This is a genomic window from Streptomyces sp. NPDC030165 (genome assembly GCF_055573595.1).
The window spans coordinates 62,140-81,599 of sequence record NZ_JBVIBD010000010.1; the positions used below are offsets into that span (position 1 = coordinate 62,140).

Genomic DNA, 19,460 nt, shown 5'->3' on the forward strand with positions numbered 1-19,460 from the left:
CGAGAACGCAATGAGCATCGACTGGGCAGCCCTCGGCCAGGTCTTCGGCGTCACGCTGTTCGTGACGGTCGGGATCGTAGGCCTGTTCACCCTCGGCATCGTCGGCACGTCCCGCAAGCCGCGGCAGGAGGGCACGCCGGTGACCGCCGGCGGGCCCGACGCGCCCGGCGGGGCGGCGCGGGCCGGGGCGTACGTCTGCTTCGCGCTGTGCGCGGCGGCCGTGGCGTACGGGATCTATCTGATCGTCGCCGCCTGAGACACGGCACGGCGCTCCGGGGCGCCCGGTGGCCGTGGCATCCCCGCCACGGCCACCGGGCGCCCCTTCGCCGTGTCCCGGCCACCGGACGCTGTCGCCGTCTCCCCGGTGCCGCGCGCCTGTGGCCTTGGACACAGCCGCCGCCACCGGCCCGCGCCGCAGGTCAAGCGCGAGTTGACGGGCTTCGCGGAGCGTGGTGGACTGCCGGAGCCAATCGGCGACAGATGAGGAAGTCCGGTGAGAATCCGGCGCGGTCCCGCCACTGTCACCGGGGAGCGCCCCTCCACCAAGGGCCACGGTCCGCGTCCCGCGACGCAGGTTCCCGTACGGACTGGAAGGCCGGGGGAAGCGCCGATCCGGGGAGCCAGGAGACTCTCGTCGCCGTATCCGTCGAACCAGGGCGCGGACCCTGAGTGAGGACCTACCGCCATGCCCGGCCGCAGTGCGAGATCTGCTGGACGTACCCCCACACTGCCCCTCCGAGGCGCGACGGCGGTCTGATCCGATGCGTGCCGAACACGCCGGCTACGCGTGCGGCGCGGCCCTCGGCTTCCTCGGCGACCTGGTCGTGGGCGATCCCCGGCGCGGTCACCCCGTGGCCGCCTTCGGGCGGGCCGCGGCCGCCGTGGAAAGCCGCCTGTGGCGCGACGACCGCCGTCGCGGCGCCCTGCACACCGCGCTGCTCGTGGGCGGCACCGCCGCCGGTGCCGCGCTGCTGGATCGCGCCGTGCGCCGCTCCCCCGCCGCCTTCCCCGCCTCCGTCGCGCTGAGCGCCGCCGCCACCTGGGCGGTCCTGGGCGGCACCTCGCTGGGCCGCGAGGCGCGGGCCGTCGGCGGTGCGCTCGCGGCGGGCGACCTGGACGTGGCGCGCGAGCGGCTGCCGCACCTGTGCGGGCGCGACCCGCAGGCCCTGGACGGGCAGCAGATGGCGCGCGCGGTGGTCGAGTCCGTCGCCGAGAACACCTCGGACGCGGTGGTCGGCGCCCTGGTGTGGGGCGCGGCCGCCGGTGTGCCGGGGCTGCTGGCCTTCCGGGCCGTCAACACGCTGGACGCGATGGTCGGGCACAAGTCGCCGCGCCACCGCCGCTTCGGGTGGGCTTCGGCCCGGCTCGACGACGTGGCGGGTTTTCCCGGCTCCCGGCTGACCGCCGCGCTGGCGGTGCTGGCCGGGCCGGACCGGCGGGGCGCGCTGCGCGCCTGGCGGCAGGACGGTCCGTCCCATCCGAGCCCCAACGCGGGCCCGGTGGAGGCGGCGTTCGCCGGGGCGCTGGGCGTACGGCTGGGCGGCACGCTGGCGTACGGCGGACGGGTCGAGCACCGGCCGGTGCTCAACGGCGACGCCGGGCGGCCCGTCGCGGTGCCGGACATCGAGCGGGCCGTGGCACTGTCACGCCGGGTGAGCGCGCTGGCGCTGGCGGCCACGGTCGCGGGCCGGCTGGCGGTGGGGGCGGTACGGCGGTCCCGTACGGCCGGTGCGGTACGAGGGTCCCGAACGGCCGGGACGGTACGGCGCTCCCGTACGGCCGCGGCGGTACAGCGGTTCCCAACTGCCGGGAGAGCCACATGAGCAGCAACGTACGGACGGCGAGGAGTGCCACGTGAACGGACCGGGTCGAACGCCGCTCGGCGGCGGGCTGCTGGTGGCGGGCACCACGTCCGACGCGGGCAAGAGCGTGGTGACGGCGGGCATCTGCCGCTGGCTGGCGCGCAAGGGCGTCAAGGTGGCGCCCTTCAAGGCGCAGAACATGTCGCTGAACTCGTTCGTGACGCGCGAGGGCGCGGAGATCGGGCGGGCGCAGGCCATGCAGGCCGCCGCGGCGCGCGTCGAACCGAGCGCGCTGATGAATCCGGTGCTGCTGAAGCCGGGCAGTGACCGCAGCAGCCAGGTCGTGCTGATGGGCAAGCCGGTGGGCGAGCTGAGCGCGCGCGGCTACCACGCGGGACGCCAGGAGCAGTTGCTCGGTACGGTCACGGACTGCCTCCAGGAGCTGCGCCGTACGCACGACGCGGTGATCTGCGAGGGCGCCGGCAGCCCCGCGGAGATCAACCTGCGGCGTACCGACATCGTGAACATGGGCATCGCGCGGGCCGCCCGCATCCCGGTCGTGGTGGTCGGCGACATCGACAGGGGCGGCGTGTTCGCCTCGTTCTTCGGCACCACGGCGCTGCTGTCCCGGGAGGACCAGGCGCTGGTCGCGGGCTATCTCGTCAACAAGTTCCGGGGCGATGTGACACTGCTGGAGCCGGGTCTGGACATGCTGAAGGACCTGAGCGGGCGGCCGACCCTCGGGGTGCTGCCGTTCGCACACGGCCTGGGCATCGACGAAGAGGACGGCCTCCGTGTGTCGCTGCGCGGCGCGGTCCGCGAGAGCGTCGTCGCGCCGCCGCACGGCGCCGACGTGCTGCGGGTCGCCGTGGCCGCCGTACCGCTGATGTCGAACTTCACGGACGTGGACGCGCTCGCCGCCGAACCGGGCGTCGTGGTGCGGTTCGTGGACCGGCCCGAGGAACTGGCCGACGCCGACCTCGTCGTGCTGCCCGGCACCCGCGGTACCGTCCGCGCGCTCCAGTGGCTGCGCGAGCGCGGCATCGCGGACGCGGTACGGCGGCGGGCCGCGGAAGGCCGCCCGGTGCTCGGCATCTGCGGCGGCTTCCAGATGCTCGGCGAACGCATCGAGGACGAGGTCGAGTCGAAGGCCGGGACGGTGGACGGGCTGGGCCTGCTGCCCGTACGCGTACGCTTCGCGGCGGACAAGACCCTGGCCCGGCCGTCCGGCGAGGCGCTGGGCGAGCCGGTCGAGGGGTACGAGATCCACCACGGCGTGGCCGAGGTCACCGGCGGGGAGCCCTTCCTGGAGGGCTGCCGCTCCGGGGCGGTCTGGGGCACCCACTGGCACGGCTCGCTGGAGAGCGACGGCTTCCGGCGGGCGTTCCTGCGGCGGGTGGCCGCCGACGCGGGCCGCGCGTTCGTCCCCGCGCCGGACACCAGCTTCGCCGCCCTGCGCGAGGAACAGCTCGACCGGCTCGGCGATCTGATCGAGGAGCACGCGGACACGGAGGCGCTGCTGCGGCTGATCGAGGACGGGGTGCCGCCGGGGCTGCCGTTCGTGCCGCCGGGGGCGCCGCCGATACCGCCGCCGCCCCGCACCCCGGCCGCGCCCGGCGCGGCCTCCCCCACGCCCGCACACCGCACGTCCCTCGAAGGGGGTACTCCTTAATGGCATCGGTCCCTTACCCGTTCACCGCGGTCGTCGGCATGTCCGACATGCGGCTGAGCCTGCTGCTCAACGCCATCTCGCCGGCCATCGGCGGGGTGCTCGTCCGCGGCGAGAAGGGCACCGCGAAGTCGACCATCGTGCGGGGCCTGACCGCGCTGATGCCGGACGTCCCGGTCGTGACCGGCTGCCGCTTCTCCTGCGACCCCGCCGCGCCGGACCCGGCGTGCCCGGACGGCCCGCACGAGGCGGCCGGCGCCGAGGAGCGCCCGGCCCGCATGGTCGAACTGCCCGTCGGCGCCTCCGAGGACCGGCTCGTGGGCGCGCTGGACATCGAGCGGGCCCTGTCGGAGGGCGTGAAGGCGTTCGAGCCGGGCCTGCTGGCGGACGCGCACCGCGGCATCCTGTACGTGGACGAGGTCAACCTCCTCCACGACCACCTCGTGGACCTGCTGCTGGACGCCGCCGCCATGGGCGCCTCGTACGTGGAGCGCGAAGGCGTCTCCGTACGGCACGCCGCGCGCTTCCTTCTCGTCGGCACCATGAACCCCGAAGAGGGCGAACTGCGGCCGCAGTTGCTGGACCGCTTCGGGCTGACGGTGGAGGTCGCCGCGTCCCGCGAGCCGGACCAGCGGGTCGAGGTCGTACGGCGCCGCCTGGCCTACGACGCGGACCCTGCGGGCTTCGCAGCGCGCTGGGCCGCCGAGGAGGGCGAGCTGCGGGAGCGGATCGCCGCCGCGCGGGCGCTGCTGCCCGGCGTGGTCCTCGGGGACGCGGTGCTGCGGCAGATCGCCGCGGTGTGTGCCGCGTTCGAGGTGGACGGTATGCGCGCGGACATCGTGATGGCGCGTACCGCCAGCGCGCTGGCCGCCTGGGCGGGCCGTACGGAGGTCCGCGAGGAGGACGTACGGCAGGCCGCCCTGCTGGCGCTCCCCCACCGGCGCCGCCGCAACCCCTTCGACGCTCCCGGCCTGGACGAGGACAAACTCGACCAGACACTGGAGGAGTTCGCCGCGGACGAGGACGACGACCCGGAACCCGACCCGGACCCGGACGGCGGCCCGGACGACGGCCCCGACGGCCCGGGCGGCGGGCATCCCCCGCAGGACGGCGACGGCGGCACGGACGGCCCGCAGGGAGAAGACGCCCAGGCACCGCACGACCAGCCGCAGCTTCCCGAGCAGTCGCAGGCCCCGGAGGCGGACCCGGCGCCCGCTGACCCGAAGGCGCAGTCCGAGAACGCGGAGGAGAACGCTCCGGGCGAGGGCGGCGAGAAGGCCGCCGTCGGCGCGGGCGAACCGTTCCGCACCCGGCGGCTGGACGTGCCGGGGCTCGGCGAAGGCGCGGACGGCCGCCGTTCGCGGGCCCGTACGGCACACGGCCGCACCACCGGCGCCCGCCGCCCGCAGGGCACCCTGACCAAGCTGCACCTGGCCGCGACCGTGCAGGCCGCGGCCCCGCACCAGGTCGCGCGCGGGCGAAGCGGCCCGGGGCTGGTCGTCCGCCGGGACGACCTGCGCGAGGCGGTGCGCGAGGGCCGCGAGGGCAACCTCGTGCTGTTCGTCGTGGACGCGTCCGGTTCGATGGCGGCGCGCAAGCGGATGAGCGCGGTCAAGGGCGCGGTGCTGTCGCTGCTCCTCGACGCCTACCAGCGGCGCGACAAGATCGGCATGATCACCTTCCGCGGCTCGGCGGCCGAACTGGCGCTGCCGCCCACCTCGTCGGTCGAGGCGGGCGCCGCCCGGCTGGAGACACTGCCCACCGGCGGCCGCACCCCGCTCTCCGCGGGCCTGCTCAAGGCCCACGAAGTGCTGCGCGTGGAACGGCTGCGGGACGCCTCACGCCGGCCGCTGCTGGTGGTCGTCACCGACGGCCGGTCCACCGGCGGCCCCGAGCCCCTGGTGCGCACCTCCCGCGCGGCACGGCTGCTGGGCGCCGAGGGCGTCGCCTCGGTGGTCGTGGACTGCGAGGCGGGTCCGGTGCGGCTGGGCCTGGCGGGCGAGCTGGCCCGGGACCTCCAGGGCACCGCCGTCACCCTCGACGAACTGCGCGCGGACAGCGTCTCCGCGCTCGTCCGCGACGTCCGCGGACAAGGCAGCCACCACACCACTCGAAGGGCCGCGTAATGCCTCAGGGACAGCCGTCCGTCGTCCCCGACGACGGACTCACCACACGCCAGCGCCGCAACCGCCCGCTGGTCCTCGTCCACACCGGCCCCGGCAAGGGCAAGTCCACCGCCGCCTTCGGGCTCGCGCTGCGGGCCTGGAACCAGGGCTGGCCGGTCGGGGTGTTCCAGTTCGTGAAATCGGCGAAGTGGAAGGTGGGTGAGGAGCGCGCGCTGCGGGTACTCGGCGGCACCGGCGAGGGCGGCACGGTCGCCTGGCACAAGATGGGCGAGGGCTGGTCGTGGGTCCAGCGCGACTCCCAGTTCAGCAACGAGGAGGCGGCCCGCGAGGGCTGGGAGCAGGTCAAGCGGGACCTGGCCGCCGAGACGTACAAGCTGTACGTCCTCGACGAGTTCGCCTACCCGATGCACTGGGGATGGGTGGACCCCGCCGAGGTCGTCTCCGTCCTGCGCGACCGCCCGGGCACCCAGCACGTCGTCATCACCGGCCGCAACGCGCCGCAGGAACTGTGCGACTTCGCGGATCTGGTGACCGAGATGACCAAGGTCAAGCACCCGATGGACGCGGGCCAGAAGGGCCAGCGCGGCATCGAGTGGTGACGGCACCACCGGGCACGACGGCAACGAGAACAGCAGGACCAGGAGCAGCCAGACCGTGAGCACGATCCCCCGGCTCGTCATCGCCGCGCCCGCCTCGGGCAGCGGCAAGACGACCGTCGCCACCGGCCTGATGGCGGCCTTCACCGAGGCCGGGCTCACGGTCTCCGCGCACAAGGTGGGTCCGGACTACATCGACCCGGGCTACCACGCCCTGGCCACCGGCCGCCCGGGCCGCAACCTGGACGCGTACCTGTGCGGCCCCGACCAGGTGGCGCCGCTGTTCCTGCACGGATCGGCCGGCGCCGACCTGGCGGTGGTCGAAGGCGTGATGGGGCTGTACGACGGCGCCTCCGGGCTCGGCGAACTGGCCTCCACCGCACAGGTCGCCAAACTGCTGCGGGCACCGGTCGTACTGGTCGTGGACGCCTCGGCACAGTCGAGGTCGGTGGCGGCGCTGGTGCACGGCTTCGCGTCCTGGGACCCGGAAGTACGGCTGGCCGGGGTCATCCTGAACAAGGTCGGCTCGGACCGGCACGAGGAACTGCTGCGCGCGGCGCTCGACGAGGCGGGCGTGCCGGTGCTGGGCGCGCTGCGCCGGGTCCCGCAGGTACGGACGCCGTCGCGGCACCTGGGGCTGATCCCGGTCGCCGAACGGCAGGCCGAGGCGGTGGAATCCGTACGGACACAGGCCGCCCAGGTACGGGAGGGCTGCGACCTCAAGGCACTGCTGGCGCTGGCGCACAGCGCCCCCGAACTGCCCGGCACGGCCTGGGACCCGGCGCTCGCCGTCGCGCGAAGCACTCCGCAGGGTAAGGAACCGGTCCCCGGCAAGCCCGTGATCGCCGTCGCGGGCGGCGCCGCGTTCACCTTCTCCTACGCCGAGCACCCCGAACTGCTGGCGGCCGCCGGAGCCGAGGTGGCCGTCTTCGACCCGCTGCACGACGAGCGGCTGCCCGCCGGGACGCAGGCGCTGGTGATCGGCGGCGGCTTCCCCGAGATGTACGCCGCCGAACTGTCGGCCAACGAGCCGCTGCGCCGGGCCGTGGTGGACCTGGCGGCCTCCGGCGCGCCGGTCGTCGCCGAGTGCGCCGGGCTGCTGTACCTGTCCCGGTCCCTCGACGGCAAGCCGATGTGCGGCGTCCTGCCCGCCGACGCGCGGATGTCGGAGCGGCTCACACTGGGCTACCGGGAGGCGGTGGCGCTGACCGACAACGCCCTTGCCGTGGCAGGCACACGGGTGCGCGGCCACGAGTTCCACCGTACGGTGCTGGAACCGGGCGCGGGCACGTCCCCCGCCTGGGGCATGACCCACCCCGCGCGCCGGGTGGAGGGCCACGTCCAGGACGGGGTGCACGCCTCGTACCTGCACGTCCACTGGGCGGCCGAGCCGTCACTGGCCCGCCGCCTGGCCGCGGGCGCCGCTGCCCGCCCGCCGCTGGAGGCCCACCGTGGCTGACGCCGTACTGGACCACCTGGTCCTCGCCACACCCGATCTGGAGGGCACCGCCGCCGAGGTCGCCGCGCTGACCGGCGTCCGGCCGGTGCCGGGCGGCGGCCACCCGGGCCGCGGCACCCGCAACGCCCTGCTGGGCCTGGGCGACGGCGCCTACCTGGAGATCATCGGCCCGGACCCCGCACAGCCCGCACCCGAGGCGCCGCGCTGGTTCGGCATCGACGCGCTGCACGGCCCCCGGCTGGCCCACTGGGCGGTCCGGGTGCACGGCATCGCCGGGCACGTCGCGCGGGCCCGCGCGCTGGGGTACGACCCGGGCGAGCCGGTGGCGATGTCCCGCCGCACCCCGGACGGCGGCACCCTCTCCTGGACGCTCACGCCCCCGCGGACCGGCGGCGGGCTGGTGCCGTTCCTGCTGGACTGGGGCGACACGCCGCACCCCGCCGCCGCGCCGGGACTCCCGGTCGTACCGCTGCGCTCGTTCTCCGGCACGCACCCCGACCCGTCCACGATCCACGCCGAGCTGGCCGCCCTGGGCGCCACGCTCACCGTCGGGAGAGGCGACGAGCCGGGGCTGACCGCCGTACTGGAAGGCCGCAACGGCCCGGTCTCCGTCGGTGTGGGAGCCGGAACGCCGTGACCGCCGTACCCGGTGCCGTGCACACCCGGCGCACCGGTTCAGCCCGCGAGGCCGACCACCAGCCAGATGAATCCCACGCCCGCCACCGTGCACAGCAGGGTGGACAGCGCGGGATGGTCGTGGTGTGCCTCCGGGAGAATGTCGGAGGTCGCCAGATAGAGCAGAACGCCGCCGAAGAAACCCAGGTAAATCCCGAGCCATTCCTCCGGAAGGGTGAACAGCAGCGTCGACGCCGCGCCGGCCAGCGGGGCGAGCGCGTCCGCGCCGAGCATGGTCAGCGCCCGGTTGCGGGCGTTCCCGTACAGGCTGGTGATCGTGTATGTGTTGAAGCCGTCCGCGAAGTCGTGGGCAATCACGGCGATCGCCACCGCCACCGCCATCTCCCGGCCCACCTGGTACGCCAGGCCGATGGCAAAGCCGTCCATGAAGCTGTGCACCACCATCGCGGCCGCGGCCGTCAGACCGACCTGCGGCACCCGCTCCTCCGGATCCATGCCGTGCGCCGCCTTGCGGACCGCCAGCAGCCGTTCCACCGCGTGCGCGGTCAGGAAACCCAGGACGAAGCAGAGCAGCGCGGCCGGAACACCGTGAACCTCCCCACCCGCCGCCTCCAGCGCCTCGGGCAGCAGGTCGAGACCGACCACGCCCAGCATCAGGCCCCCGGCCAGCCCCAGCACCAGGTGCCGGCGGTCGGTGACCCGATGGGCGACCCAGCCGCCGGCCAGGGTCATCAGGAACGCGCCCAGCGCGATGACCACCGGCACGGTCTCACCCCTTCCCCGGGGTTCCGGCACCCCTCACTCCTGCTTACTGACCGGCCGGACATCCCGCATGTCCAGGGCCCGGGACGGGCCCGGTGAGCGCGGCACCCGTCGTCGTCGGCGTCGGTGCCCGCCGGGGCGTCCCGGCCACCGAGGTACTGGCGCTGGTCATGGACTGTCTCACAGCCGCGGGCCTGGCCCCGGACACGGTCACCGCCCTCGCCACCGTGGACACCAAGGCGGCGGAGCCGGGGCTGACCGAGACGGCCGACCGGCTCGGCGTGCCGCTGCTGACATACCCGGCCGCCGTACTGGCCGCCGTGCCCGTACCCCACCCGTCCGCGGCACCACTGGCCGCCACCGGCACACCGAGCGTCGCGGAAGCCGCCGCGCTGGCGGGCGCCGGCGGCCTCCGTACGGACGGCGTCCCCGATACGGGTGACGGCGCGGCCGACCTCCTCGTCGGCAAACGCACATCCGCGCCCGCGGCCCGGGCCACCTGCGCCGTGGCCCGCGCCCGCGCCTCGCCCCCCCGCTGCACCAAGGAGACCTCGTGACCACCCCGCCGCCCGCCGCTCCCGGCGGCATACCCGGCCCCCACCCGCACGAACCCGACCTGCGCCACCACGGGGACGCCGAAGTGCGCGGCGCGCACGCCGGACTGACCGACCTCGCGGTCAATGTGCGCGCCGGTACACCGCCCGCCTGGCTCAAGGCCCGCATCGCGGCCTCACTGGACGGGCTCGCCGCGTACCCGGACGGCGGCCCGGCGCGCCGGGCGGTGGCGGCACGGCACGGACTCCCGCCGGAGCGGGTGCTGCTGACGGCGGGTGCGGCGGAGGCGTTCGTACTGATCGCCCGTGCCGTACGGGCCCGTCGGCCGCTCGTCGTGCACCCGCAGTTCACCGAGCCGGAGGCGGCACTGCGCGACGCCGGGCACGAAGTGGAGCGGGTACTCCTCACCGAGCGGAACGGCTTCCGGCTGACCCCGGACGCGGTCCCCGAGGAAGCCGACCTGGTCGTCATCGGCAACCCGACCAACCCCACCTCCGTCCTCCACCCCGCCGAGGAGATCGCCCGGCTGGCGCGGCCCGGCCGCACCTTGGTCGTGGACGAGGCGTTCATGGACGCGGTCCCCGGCGAGCACGCGTCACTGGCCTCCCGTACGGACGTACCGGGCCTGGTGGTACTGCGCAGCCTGACCAAGACGTGGGGACTGGCGGGCCTGCGGATCGGGTACGTCCTGGCCGCCCCGGAAACCATCGCGGACCTGGAGCAGGCCCAGCCGCTGTGGCCGGTCTCGGCACCCGCGCTGGCCGCGGCCGAAGCGTGCTGCGAACCCGCGGCGCTGGCGGAGGCGGCGGACGCGGCCCGGCAGATCGCGGCGGACCGGGACCACCTGCTGGCCCGGCTGGCGCAGGTGAACGGACCGGACGGCCAACGGGTCCGCGCCGTGACACCGGCCGAAGGCCCGTTCCTCCTCATCCGGCTGCCGGACGCGGCAGCCGTCCGCACCCGGCTGCGCACGCTGGGCTTCGCGGCCCGGCGCGGCGACACGTTTCCGGGGCTGGGCCCGGAGTGGCTGCGGCTGGCGGTACGGGACCGGTCCACGATGGACCGGTTCACGGAGGCCCTGGAGAAGGCCCTGACGGGCTGATCCGTACCCGGCTCCCGTCCACCATCCGAAACCCGTTGTCCCGTACACGCAGCCCGGCGCTAAGGTGCCGCCGTGCCGACCGAACAGCTGAGCCAGCGCCCCGCACCCGCCGGTGACCTGCCCGCCTCCGACCGGGCGGCGCGGCGGGCCGTGACCGTCTTCCCCCTGCTGGTGATCGCGGCCGGCGTGGCCGGGCTGCTGTGGCCCGCGCCGTTCACGGGCTGGGCGCCCGCGGTGCCGTGGCTGCTCGGCGTGGTGATGTTCTCGATGGGGCTGACGCTGACGCCACCGGACTTCGCGACGGTCGCCAAGCGCCCCTGGGCCGTGGGCCTGGGCCTGGTCGCCCACTACGTGATCATGCCGGGGCTGGGCTGGCTGATCGCGACCCTACTGCACCTGCCGCCGCAGCTCGCGGCCGGAGTCATCCTGGTCGGCTGCGCGCCCAGCGGCACCGCCTCCAACGTCGTGACCTACCTGGCCCGCGGCGACGTCGCACTGTCCGTCTCGGTCGCCACGGTCTCCACCGTCCTCGCACCCCTGATCACGCCACCACTGACGCTGCTGCTCGCCGGGCAGTTCCTGGACGTGGACGCCGGGGTGATGGTGACCGACATCCTCAAGACGGTGCTGCTGCCGGTGCTCGGCGGGCTGGTGGTCCGGCTCGTCGCGGGCCACTGGGTGGACCGGGCGCTGCGCGCACTGCCGTGGCTGTCCGCCGTGACGATCGCGGCGATCGTGCTCGTCGTGGTGTCCGGCAGCGCCGCGCGCATCAAGGACGCCGCGGCCCTGGTCGTCCTCGCCGTCGTCCTGCACAACGGGCTGGGCCTGGCCCTCGGTTACGCGGCGGGCCGGCTGGCCCGGTTGGGCAAACCGGCCGGACGGGCCATGGCCTTCGAAGTCGGCATGCAGAACTCCGGCCTCGCCGCATCCCTGGCCACCGCCCACTTCAGCCCGGCAGCGGCGCTCCCGGCAGCCGTCTTCTCCGTGTGGCACAACATCTCGGGCGCGGTGGTGGCCGCGTGGATGGCACGGGGCGCGCGCCGCGAACGCTGACGATGCCCCGTTCCGGGGCACGCGGCCGGTGGGGGCAGGCGTCCCCACCCACGCACGCGGCAGCCTGACACGTACGGGAGGGTGCGGGACCGGAGGACGAAGTCTGGAGGGCACGGGCCCGCACCCCCGCCGTACCGGGGAGTTTCGACGGCCGGTAGCAGACCAGCCGCCGTGGCCGACTTACTGCCCGTACCGGGCGGCGCTCCCCGTTCCCGGGCACGGGACCGGCCCTCCAGACTCCGTCCTACGGCCCGCCCCCTCCCGCCGTAGGTCGACCGACGGCCGGTGGGGGCAGGCGCCCCCCACCCACATACGTGGCAGCCTGACACGTACGGGAGGGTGCGGGACCGGAGGACGAAGTCCGCAGGGCCCGGGCCCGCGCCCCCGCCGTACCGGTGAGTTTCGACGGCCGGCGGCAGACCAGCCGCCGTGGCCGACTTGCTGCCCGTACCGGGCGGCGCTCCCCGTTCCCGGGTACGGGTCCGGTCCTCCAGACTCCGTCCTACGGCCCGCCCCCTCCCGCCGTAGGGCGACCGACGGCCGGTGGGGGCAGGCGCCCCCCACCCACGCACGCGGCAGCCGAGTACGTACGGGAGGGTCCGGGACCGGAGGACGAAGTCCGCAGGGCCCGGGCCCGCGCCGAACGGGGGTCGCGCCGCCACGGGCGGAAACCGGCTTCAGCCGACGATCCGCCCCCGCAGCACCACCCGCCGCGGCGCCGCCAGCACCCGTACGTCCGTGCGCGGGTCCCCCTCGTAGACGACGAGGTCCGCCGGGGCGCCCTCTTCCAGGCCCGGCCGGCCCAGCCACTTCCGGGCGCCCCATGTCGTCGCCGCGAGTGCGTCCACCGCGGGGATGCCGGCCTTGGTCAGCTCGGCGACCTCCTGCGCGATCAGGCCGTGTGCGAGTGAGCCGCCCGCGTCGGTACCGGCGAAGATGGGCACCCCGGCGTCGTACGCCGCGCGTACGGTGTCGTAGCGGCGCTCGTGCAGGCTGCGCATGTGGCTCGCCCAGGCGGGGAACTTCTTCTCACCACCGGCCGCCAGCGTCGGGAAGGTCGCGATGTTCACGAGGGTGGGGACGATCGCGACGCCGCGCTCGGCGAAGAGCGGGATGGTCTCCTCGGTGAGGCCGGTGGCGTGTTCGATGCAGTCGATGCCCGCTTCGACCAGTGGGGCGAGGGTTTCCTCGGCGAAGCAGTGGGCCGTGACCCGGGCCCCGAGGCGGTGTGCTTCGGCGATGGCCGCCTCGACGGCGCCGCGCGGCCAGCAGGCTCCCAGGTCGCCGGTCTCGCGGTCGATCCAGTCGCCGACCAGCTTGACCCAGCCGTCGCCGCGCCGGGCCTCCCGCGCGACGTAGGCGACCAGGTCCTCGGGCTCGATCTCGTGGGCGTAGTTGCGGATGTAGCGGCGGGTTCGGGCGATGTGCCGGCCGGCTCTGATGATCCGCGGCAGGTCTTCGCGGTCGTCGATCCAGCGGGTGTCGGACGGTGAGCCTGCGTCCCTGAGGAGGAGTGTGCCTGCCTCGCGCTCGGTCAGTGCCTGCTTCTCGCTGGTGGTCTCGTCGACCGGCCCGTGGGCGTCGAGTCCGACGTGGCAGTGGGCGTCGACCAGGCCGGGCAGTGCCCAGCCCTGAACGGTCGTCACCTCCCGTGCGGCTGTCGGCCGTTCGTAGGTGACCCGGCCGTCGACGACCCAGAGTTCGTCGCGCACGTCGTCCGGCCCGGTCAGGATCCTGCCTTTGATGTGCAGCACCACGCTCTCGCTCATGGCCGCACTGTATGACGTGCGGTATGCGGTGCGGCACGGGGGCGGGGGAGGCGGCCGATGCCGGGTGGGGCGGGGGTGTTTGCCCGCCTTGGGCACTCGCCGCGGGCCGGCCGCATGCCGGTCCTGCATCTCTGCGGCTTGCTGCGGTGACGTCTCTGCGGCCTCATGCGGCGATCCGCTCCCAGAAACATCGTGGACGCCCGGGCTTTTCTTGCGGTACACCTTTTACCGGCGAATTCCCAATTCTCCAGTGCGCAGCTTCCCGTATTCTTCTGCCCGCTTTTTCGCAGCTCAAACGCCAAGATTTCGCTAGCGTCGGAGCAGGTAATTCCGTCGGGTCACCAGGACGTTACGGAGCTGTGACCGACCCCACACCCTGTCCGCTTCACCCCGTATTTTCCGGGCAAACCCGTACATCGCGCAGTGGTTTCGCGCGCTCGTGCGCCCCCGCGCGATAACACAGGAACCCGTCCGTACGTAACCCCTCCTCGCGATGCATTTTCCTTTTTCCCTGGGTAAATTGAATTCGCATGACCGCCGCACAAGCAGACCATGCAGGTGCCCGAAGCGATATCAGAGAAATGCCGGAGGGTTTCAAGCTCGACACACCACGAGTGGAGGACGGAGCCGCGATCTGGCGCATCGCCCGCGACTCCCGGACGCTCGACCTCAACTCCTCCTACAGCTACCTGCTGTGGTGTCGCGACTTCGCCGCCACCTCCGCCGTCGCCCGCGACGGCGAGGGCGAGCCGGCCGCCTTCATCACCGGCTACCTCCGCCCCGAGTTCCCGGACACGCTCTTCGTCTGGCAGGTCGCCGTCGACGCGGCGCACCGCGGCCGCGGACTGGCCGCCGCCCTCCTGGACGGCCTGGTCGCGCGAGCCGCGGCGGAACTCGGCGTGTGTCGCATCGAGACCACGATCACCCCGGACAACGCGGCGTCCAACCGGCTGTTCGCGTCGTTCGCGGAGCGCCACGGCGCGCCCCTGACGCGCGAAGTCCTTCTCGACGCCGGGCTCTTCCCCGAACAGGGGCACGACCCGGAGGTGCTCCACCGCATCGGGCCGCTCGGTCCCCCTGCCGGGCACCGGCCCTGACCGGCCCCTTCGCAGCCCCCGCAGACTTCTCCCCGCTCACGCCACTCATCTCCCAGGAGCATGTTGTGACCATCACCCAGCCCGACCTGAGCGTCTTCGAGACCGTGGAGTCCGAGGTGCGCAGCTACTGCCGTGGTTGGCCTACGATCTTCGACCGCGCCCAGGGCAGCCACATGTACGACGAGGACGGGCACACCTACCTCGACTTCTTCGCCGGCGCCGGGTCGCTCAACTACGGGCACAACAACCCCGTACTCAAACGCGCCCTGCTCGACTACATCGAGCGGGACGGCGTCACCCACGGCCTGGACATGTCCACCACGGCCAAGCGCGCGTTCCTGGAGACCTTCCAGAACACCATCCTGCGCCCGCGCGATCTGCCCTACAAGGTCATGTTCCCCGGCCCGACGGGTGCCAACGCCGTGGAGGCCGCGCTCAAGCTGGCGCGCAAGGTCAAGGGGCGCGAGTCGATCGTCTCGTTCACCAACGCCTTCCACGGCATGTCGCTGGGCGCCCTCGCGGTGACCGGCAACGCCTTCAAGCGCGCCGGTGCCGGCATCCCGCTCGTGCACGGCACCCCCATGCCGTTCGACCACTATCTCGACGGCACCTACCCGGACTTCCTCTGGTTCGAGCGCCTGCTGGAGGACAGCGGCTCGGGCCTGAACACCCCGGCCGCCGTGATCGTCGAGACGGTGCAGGGCGAGGGCGGCATCAACGTGGCCCGCGCCGAGTGGCTGCGCGCGCTGTCCGACCTGTGCAAGCGCCGCGACATGCTGCTGATCGTCGACGACATCCAGATGGGCTGCGGCCGTACCGGCGCGTTCTTCTCCTTCGAGGAGGCGGGCATCGTGCCGGACATCGTCACCGTCTCGAAGTCCATCAGCGGTTACGGCCTGCCGCTCGCGCTCACCCTGTTCAAGCCGGAGCTGGACGTGTGGGAGCCGGGCGAGCACAACGGCACCTTCCGCGGCAACAATCCGGCCTTCGTCACCGCTGCCGCCGCCCTGGACACGTACTGGGCCGACGGGCAGATGGAGAAGCAGACGCTGGCCCGCGGCGAGATCATCGAGTCGCACCTGCGCGCCATCGTCGAGGAGCACCCCGACGTCATCGCCGAGTACCGCGGCCGCGGCATGGTCTGGGGCCTGGAGTGCTCCGACAAGCCGCTCGCCAACAAGATCGCCAAGCGCGCCTTCGAGCTGGGTCTGCTCATCGAGACCTCCGGCCCGGAGAGTGAGGTCGTCAAGCTGCTGCCGGCGCTGACGACCACCCCCGAGGAGCTGGACGAGGGTCTGCGCATCCTCGCCCGCGCGGTCCGCGACTGCGCCTGAGAGCACCGCGGAACCGCACACTCCTTGTCCGCACCACAGAAAGGTACGAGAACACCGTGATCGTCCGATCCTTCAAGGACATCGAAGGCACCGACCGCCACGTCAAGGCCAAGTCGGGCACCTGGGAGAGCAAGCGCATCATCCTCGCCAAGGAGCGCGTCGGCTTCTCGCTGCACGAGACCACGCTGTACGCGGGCACCGAGACGTCGATGTGGTACGCCAACCACGTCGAGGCCGTGCTGTGCGTGGAGGGCGAGGCCGAGCTCACCAATGACGAGACCGGTGAGAAGCACACCATCACCCCGGGCACGATGTACCTGCTCGACGGGCATGAGAAGCACACCATGCGGATCAAGGAGGACTTCCGCTGCGTGTGTGTCTTCAACCCGCCGGTGACGGGCCGCGAGGACCACGACGAGAACGGCGTGTACCCGCTGCTCACCGAGCCCGAGCCGGAGCCGTCGGCCTAGTACGGCCGGCATCCGGCGCGGTCCCCTGCCCCGTCCGGCAGCTGAGGAAGGCGCGAGAAGGAAAGCACGTACGAGAGGAGAGGAAGGCAACACCATGACCACCGCACCCGAGCGCACCGCCGACCTGTACCCGACCCGGGGGACCACCGAGGTGATGACCCCGCGGCAGGACCCGGTGGTGTGGTCGCAGCCCGGCACGGAGGGACCTTTCCGGCCGGCCGAGCTGAGCGACTTCGAACGCGACGGTTTCTTCGCCATGGAGGAACTCCTGACGGCGGATGAAGTCGCGGTGTACCGCGCCGAACTGGACCGGCTGGTCAACGACCCGGAGATGCGGGCGGATGACCGCTCCATCGTCGAGCCGCGGTCCCAGGAGATCAGGTCCGTCTTCGAGGTGCACAAGATCAGCGAGGTGTTCGCCAGGCTGGTCGCCGACCCGCGCGTGGTGGGACGCGCCCGGCAGATCCTCGGCTCGGACGTGTACGTCCACCAGTCCAGGATCAACGTCAAGCCGGGCTTCGGTGCCTCCGGGTTCTACTGGCACTCCGACTTCGAGACCTGGCACGCCGAGGACGGCCTGCCGAACATGCGGACCGTGTCGGTCTCGATCGCGCTGACGGAGAACCACGACACCAACGGCGGCCTGATGATCATGCCGGGTTCGCACCGGCACTTCCTCGGGTGCGCCGGTGAGACGCCGCGGGACAACTACAAGAAGTCGCTGCAGATGCAGGACGCGGGCACGCCCTCGGACGAGGCGCTGACCAAGCTGGCCGACGCGCACGGCATCAAGCTGTTCACCGGCAAGGCCGGTTCGGCCACCTGGTTCGACTGCAACTGCATGCACGGTTCCGGCGACAACATCACGCCGTACCCGCGCAGCAACGTCTTCATCGTGTTCAACAGCGTGGAGAACACCGCGGTGGAGCCCTTCGCGGCGCCGGTCCGGCGCCCGGAGTACATCGGTGCGCGTGACTTCACTCCCGTGAAGTAACACCTCTGCCGTATGGTGCCGACGGGGCACCACGGCACAGGCTCTTACAGCCAGGCCAACGACGTGGCCGTCTCCAGCAGCCGCTGCGAGGCGGCCGCGTCGCCTGCCTGGCCTCGCGCGATCTCCTCCGGGTCCTGCCGCCCGCCGATGAGCAGGAGGAACTCGGTGGCTTCCAGGACGAGTTCGGCGGCGATCGGTTCGGCGTCCGAGCCGAGCACCCAGTCGCCGCCCGCCTCGCCCTCCACCGACAGCAGCACCGGCCGCGCCTCCGGGCCCAGCGCGAGGTCGAGGATGCGTACCGCCAGCCCCAGGAAGCGTTGCAGGTGCACCGGCAGCGGCGGCGGTACGGTGCGGCCCAGCGCCCGCCCGATGTCGCGGGTGTGCACCCACGTCTCGAACGCGCGGATCACGTAGTGGTCGGCGACCGGCAGCCGCAGGCCCATCAGCGTCGTGGCCGTGGCGGCCAGCTGCTCGTCGCCCGCCTCGGGCAGCGCGAGCAGTCCGTGTGCCTGGGTCCGCCACGCCTCCCGCGTCTCGGCGGGCGGCCGCGTGTGTTCGTACGCGACCACCTCGTGCGTACGGGCCGCCCAGCGCAGCTCCCAGGGGGCGCCCGCCCCGGCCGCCCGACCCGCTGACAGCGCGCCCGGGTCCGTACCGGCCCGCGGCCCGAAGCCCTCTTCCGGCCGGGCCCCGGGCAGCGGTCCCAGGCCGGTGCCCGCCTCCGTCACCGGCGCCAGCCCCAGCCGCTCGGCCAGCACTTCGTCGGCCGCGACCAGGTGGGCGACGGTGCCCTGGACGTCCCAGTCGTGGACGACGGGGGTGCCCCAGCGGGCGGGCGCCCGGTCCAGTTCCCGCAGCAGCGCGTCCAGGCTGGCCACCGCCCCCGCGTACGGAGCGGCGTGCGCGGCCAGGGGCACCTGGCCGGGTCGCGCGGCGCGGGCCGCGGCCATCAGCCGCCCGCGCGCCAGGCCCGTGTTCGCCTTGCGCCCGGCTCCGCGGCCCGTGCCGCCGGGCGCCGGCTCGTCCAGCAGCCGTACGGTCTCCCGCAGCCGCCGCGCCTCGGCCGCGCAGGGCGCGCAGTCGCGCAGGTGGCCGCGGACCCGCGCGTCGTCGCCCGGCATGTCCGCGCCAAGCGCCCAGGCCGCGAGCAGCGCGCTGACTTCCTTGTGCACAGCGGACGGGCCGTCCGCGCCGCCGGGCTCACCGAGGCCGTCCGGCCCGTCCTGGCCTTCCGGGTCCTGCGGCCCGCCGCTCCCGCCCGGGTCCCCCGGACCACCCGTGCCACCCGGACCACCCGTGCCACCCCGGCCGTTCCTGCCTCCCGCACCCATCGCGCGCCCCTTTCCGCTGTTCCACCGCCCGGCATGCCCGCGCGCACACCTGTCGTCTCCCTTGCTGCCCGTGGTCACCGCCCGGCATTCAGCACTCGTCCCGTGCCTCGTCGGCCGGGCTGCCCGGACCGGCCGCCGGACCGGCGAGCCGGTCGGCCAGACCGCCCAGGGCGTTCCGCAGCCGTACGGTGGCCGCCGCCTCCGGGATGCCCAGCTCCACCGCGACCTGCCGGTACGTACGCCCGGCGAAGCACGCCAGGTGCAGTGCCTCCCGTTCCGGCAGGGGCAGCTCGGTGAGCGCGGTGTGCAGCGCCACCCGCGCCTCCTCGACGGGCTCGCGCCCCGCCTCCGGCTCCGTACCGCCCGCCCCGCGCTCCGTCTCCGCCTCCCTCGACCGGGCCACCGCGCCGTGGTGCCCGCGGATGCTCAGCCACGCGCGCAGCGAGCCGTGGCCGGGCTCGAAGGCGTACGGGCACGTCCACAGGTCGATGAAGACGCGGTGCGTCACCTCGTCGGCGACCGCCGTACTGCCGGTCACCCGGCGGGCCACCGTCCTGACCAGCGCGCTGTAGGCGTCGTACGCCTCACCCAGCGCGGATTCGTCGCCGTACACCAGCCGCCGGTGCAGCTCCCGGTCGCGCGGCGGGTACCTGGTTGTCCCGTCCACCGGCACCACCTCGTGAGTGTGTGGTCACATTCCTAGCC

General features: G+C 73.7%; 17 protein-coding genes, 1 pseudogene and 1 riboswitch. Of the genes and pseudogenes, 14 read left to right on the plus strand and 4 right to left on the minus strand.

Annotated elements, in window-relative coordinates; genetic code table 11:
- Positions 1-10 precede the first annotated feature (10 nt).
- The 7 genes from ACZ4Z1_RS20115 to ACZ4Z1_RS20145 all read left to right on the plus strand — a co-directional run bounded on the left by ACZ4Z1_RS20115 (position 11) and on the right by ACZ4Z1_RS20145 (position 8,289).
- Complete coding sequence (locus ACZ4Z1_RS20115; protein ID WP_468487946.1) at positions 11-256, plus strand: hypothetical protein; 246 nt, start codon at positions 11-13, stop codon at positions 254-256.
- Between the two features lie 227 nt (positions 257-483).
- Positions 484-630, plus strand: a riboswitch (cobalamin riboswitch).
- Positions 631-761: 131 nt separating this feature from the next.
- Positions 762-1,823 carry a cobalamin biosynthesis protein gene (locus ACZ4Z1_RS20120; protein ID WP_468487947.1) on the plus strand — a complete coding sequence of 354 codons (1,062 nt, stop codon included), beginning with the start codon at positions 762-764 and terminating at the stop codon, positions 1,821-1,823.
- A 31-nt stretch (positions 1,824-1,854) separates the two neighbouring features.
- Positions 1,855-3,474 carry a cobyric acid synthase gene (locus tag ACZ4Z1_RS20125; protein WP_468487948.1) on the plus strand — a complete coding sequence of 540 codons (1,620 nt, stop codon included), beginning with the start codon at positions 1,855-1,857 and terminating at the stop codon, positions 3,472-3,474.
- The gene (locus tag ACZ4Z1_RS20130) at positions 3,474-5,597 is read left to right on the plus strand and encodes a putative cobaltochelatase (RefSeq protein ID WP_468487949.1); all 2,124 of its coding nucleotides are present in this window, start codon (positions 3,474-3,476) and stop codon (positions 5,595-5,597) included. The genes ACZ4Z1_RS20125 and ACZ4Z1_RS20130 overlap by 1 nt, the downstream gene beginning before the upstream one ends.
- On the plus strand, positions 5,597-6,196 hold the full coding sequence (cobO, locus tag ACZ4Z1_RS20135; RefSeq protein WP_468487950.1) for a cob(I)yrinic acid a,c-diamide adenosyltransferase: 600 nt from the start codon (positions 5,597-5,599) through the stop codon (positions 6,194-6,196). Before ACZ4Z1_RS20130 ends, cobO begins: the two co-directional genes overlap by 1 nt.
- Positions 6,197-6,251: 55 nt before the next feature.
- On the plus strand, positions 6,252-7,652 hold the full coding sequence (locus ACZ4Z1_RS20140) for a cobyrinate a,c-diamide synthase (protein ID WP_468487951.1): 1,401 nt from the start codon (positions 6,252-6,254) through the stop codon (positions 7,650-7,652).
- A complete protein-coding gene (locus tag ACZ4Z1_RS20145; RefSeq protein ID WP_468487952.1) occupies positions 7,645-8,289 on the plus strand; it encodes a VOC family protein in 645 nt (214 codons plus the stop codon). Before ACZ4Z1_RS20140 ends, ACZ4Z1_RS20145 begins: the two co-directional genes overlap by 8 nt.
- A gap of 38 nt (positions 8,290-8,327) precedes the next feature.
- Here the strand turns inward: ACZ4Z1_RS20145 and ACZ4Z1_RS20150 are convergent, their stop codons facing one another.
- Positions 8,328-9,053, minus strand: a complete 726-nt coding sequence (locus ACZ4Z1_RS20150) for a ZIP family metal transporter (RefSeq protein WP_468487953.1) — start codon at positions 9,051-9,053, stop codon at positions 8,328-8,330.
- 92 nt (positions 9,054-9,145) lie between these two features.
- Here ACZ4Z1_RS20150 and ACZ4Z1_RS20155 point away from each other — a divergent pair.
- From ACZ4Z1_RS20155 to ACZ4Z1_RS20165, 3 genes and pseudogenes are all read left to right on the plus strand, one after another.
- Positions 9,146-9,571 (plus strand): annotated as a pseudogene (locus ACZ4Z1_RS20155) (cobalamin biosynthesis protein); the annotation flags it as partial.
- Between the two features lie 32 nt (positions 9,572-9,603).
- Positions 9,604-10,707 carry an Rv2231c family pyridoxal phosphate-dependent protein CobC gene (gene cobC / locus ACZ4Z1_RS20160; protein WP_468487954.1) on the plus strand — a complete coding sequence of 368 codons (1,104 nt, stop codon included), beginning with the start codon at positions 9,604-9,606 and terminating at the stop codon, positions 10,705-10,707.
- A gap of 72 nt (positions 10,708-10,779) precedes the next feature.
- On the plus strand, positions 10,780-11,760 hold the full coding sequence (locus tag ACZ4Z1_RS20165; protein WP_468487955.1) for a bile acid:sodium symporter family protein: 981 nt from the start codon (positions 10,780-10,782) through the stop codon (positions 11,758-11,760).
- A 677-nt stretch (positions 11,761-12,437) separates the two neighbouring features.
- Here the strand turns inward: ACZ4Z1_RS20165 and ACZ4Z1_RS20170 are convergent.
- Positions 12,438-13,529 carry an amidohydrolase family protein gene (locus tag ACZ4Z1_RS20170; protein WP_468487956.1) on the minus strand — a complete coding sequence of 364 codons (1,092 nt, stop codon included), beginning with the start codon at positions 13,527-13,529 and terminating at the stop codon, positions 12,438-12,440.
- Between the two features lie 581 nt (positions 13,530-14,110).
- Between ACZ4Z1_RS20170 and ectA the strand changes: the two genes are divergently transcribed.
- The 4 genes from ectA (at position 14,111) to thpD (ending at position 17,424) form a co-directional block, all read left to right on the plus strand.
- Positions 14,111-14,626, plus strand: coding sequence for a diaminobutyrate acetyltransferase (gene ectA / locus ACZ4Z1_RS20175; protein ID WP_468487957.1), 516 nt, complete (start codon positions 14,111-14,113; stop codon positions 14,624-14,626).
- 65 nt (positions 14,627-14,691) lie between these two features.
- The gene (gene ectB, locus ACZ4Z1_RS20180; protein WP_468487958.1) at positions 14,692-15,960 is read left to right on the plus strand and encodes a diaminobutyrate--2-oxoglutarate transaminase; all 1,269 of its coding nucleotides are present in this window, start codon (positions 14,692-14,694) and stop codon (positions 15,958-15,960) included.
- Positions 15,961-16,016: 56 nt separating this feature from the next.
- Positions 16,017-16,430, plus strand: coding sequence for an ectoine synthase (locus ACZ4Z1_RS20185; RefSeq protein WP_468487959.1), 414 nt, complete (start codon positions 16,017-16,019; stop codon positions 16,428-16,430).
- A 94-nt stretch (positions 16,431-16,524) separates the two neighbouring features.
- On the plus strand, positions 16,525-17,424 hold the full coding sequence (gene thpD / locus ACZ4Z1_RS20190; RefSeq protein ID WP_468487960.1) for an ectoine hydroxylase: 900 nt from the start codon (positions 16,525-16,527) through the stop codon (positions 17,422-17,424).
- 44 nt (positions 17,425-17,468) lie between these two features.
- On the opposite strand, the gene ACZ4Z1_RS20195 is transcribed toward thpD, so the two are convergent.
- Positions 17,469-18,755 carry a maleylpyruvate isomerase mycothiol-dependent enzyme family protein gene (locus tag ACZ4Z1_RS20195; RefSeq protein ID WP_468487961.1) on the minus strand — a complete coding sequence of 429 codons (1,287 nt, stop codon included), beginning with the start codon at positions 18,753-18,755 and terminating at the stop codon, positions 17,469-17,471.
- An 88-nt stretch (positions 18,756-18,843) separates the two neighbouring features.
- The gene (locus ACZ4Z1_RS20200; protein ID WP_468487962.1) at positions 18,844-19,422 is read right to left on the minus strand and encodes an RNA polymerase sigma factor; all 579 of its coding nucleotides are present in this window, start codon (positions 19,420-19,422) and stop codon (positions 18,844-18,846) included.
- Positions 19,423-19,460 lie beyond the last annotated feature (38 nt).

What these genes read in the sequence shown, in the direction of transcription:
- ACZ4Z1_RS20195 (WP_468487961.1), bottom strand. Translation starts at nt 18,755, where the DNA reads ATGGGTGCGGGAGGCAGGAACGGCCGGGGTGGCACGGGTGGTCCGGGT.
- ACZ4Z1_RS20115 (WP_468487946.1), top strand. Translation starts at nt 11, where the DNA reads ATGAGCATCGACTGGGCAGCCCTCGGCCAGGTCTTCGGCGTCACGCTG.
- ACZ4Z1_RS20130 (WP_468487949.1), top strand. Translation starts at nt 3,474, where the DNA reads ATGGCATCGGTCCCTTACCCGTTCACCGCGGTCGTCGGCATGTCCGAC.
- ACZ4Z1_RS20170 (WP_468487956.1), bottom strand. Translation starts at nt 13,529, where the DNA reads ATGAGCGAGAGCGTGGTGCTGCACATCAAAGGCAGGATCCTGACCGGG.
- thpD (WP_468487960.1), top strand. Translation starts at nt 16,525, where the DNA reads ATGACCACCGCACCCGAGCGCACCGCCGACCTGTACCCGACCCGGGGG.
- ectA (WP_468487957.1), top strand. Translation starts at nt 14,111, where the DNA reads ATGCCGGAGGGTTTCAAGCTCGACACACCACGAGTGGAGGACGGAGCC.
- cobO (WP_468487950.1), top strand. Translation starts at nt 5,597, where the DNA reads ATGCCTCAGGGACAGCCGTCCGTCGTCCCCGACGACGGACTCACCACA.
- ACZ4Z1_RS20120 (WP_468487947.1), top strand. Translation starts at nt 762, where the DNA reads ATGCGTGCCGAACACGCCGGCTACGCGTGCGGCGCGGCCCTCGGCTTC.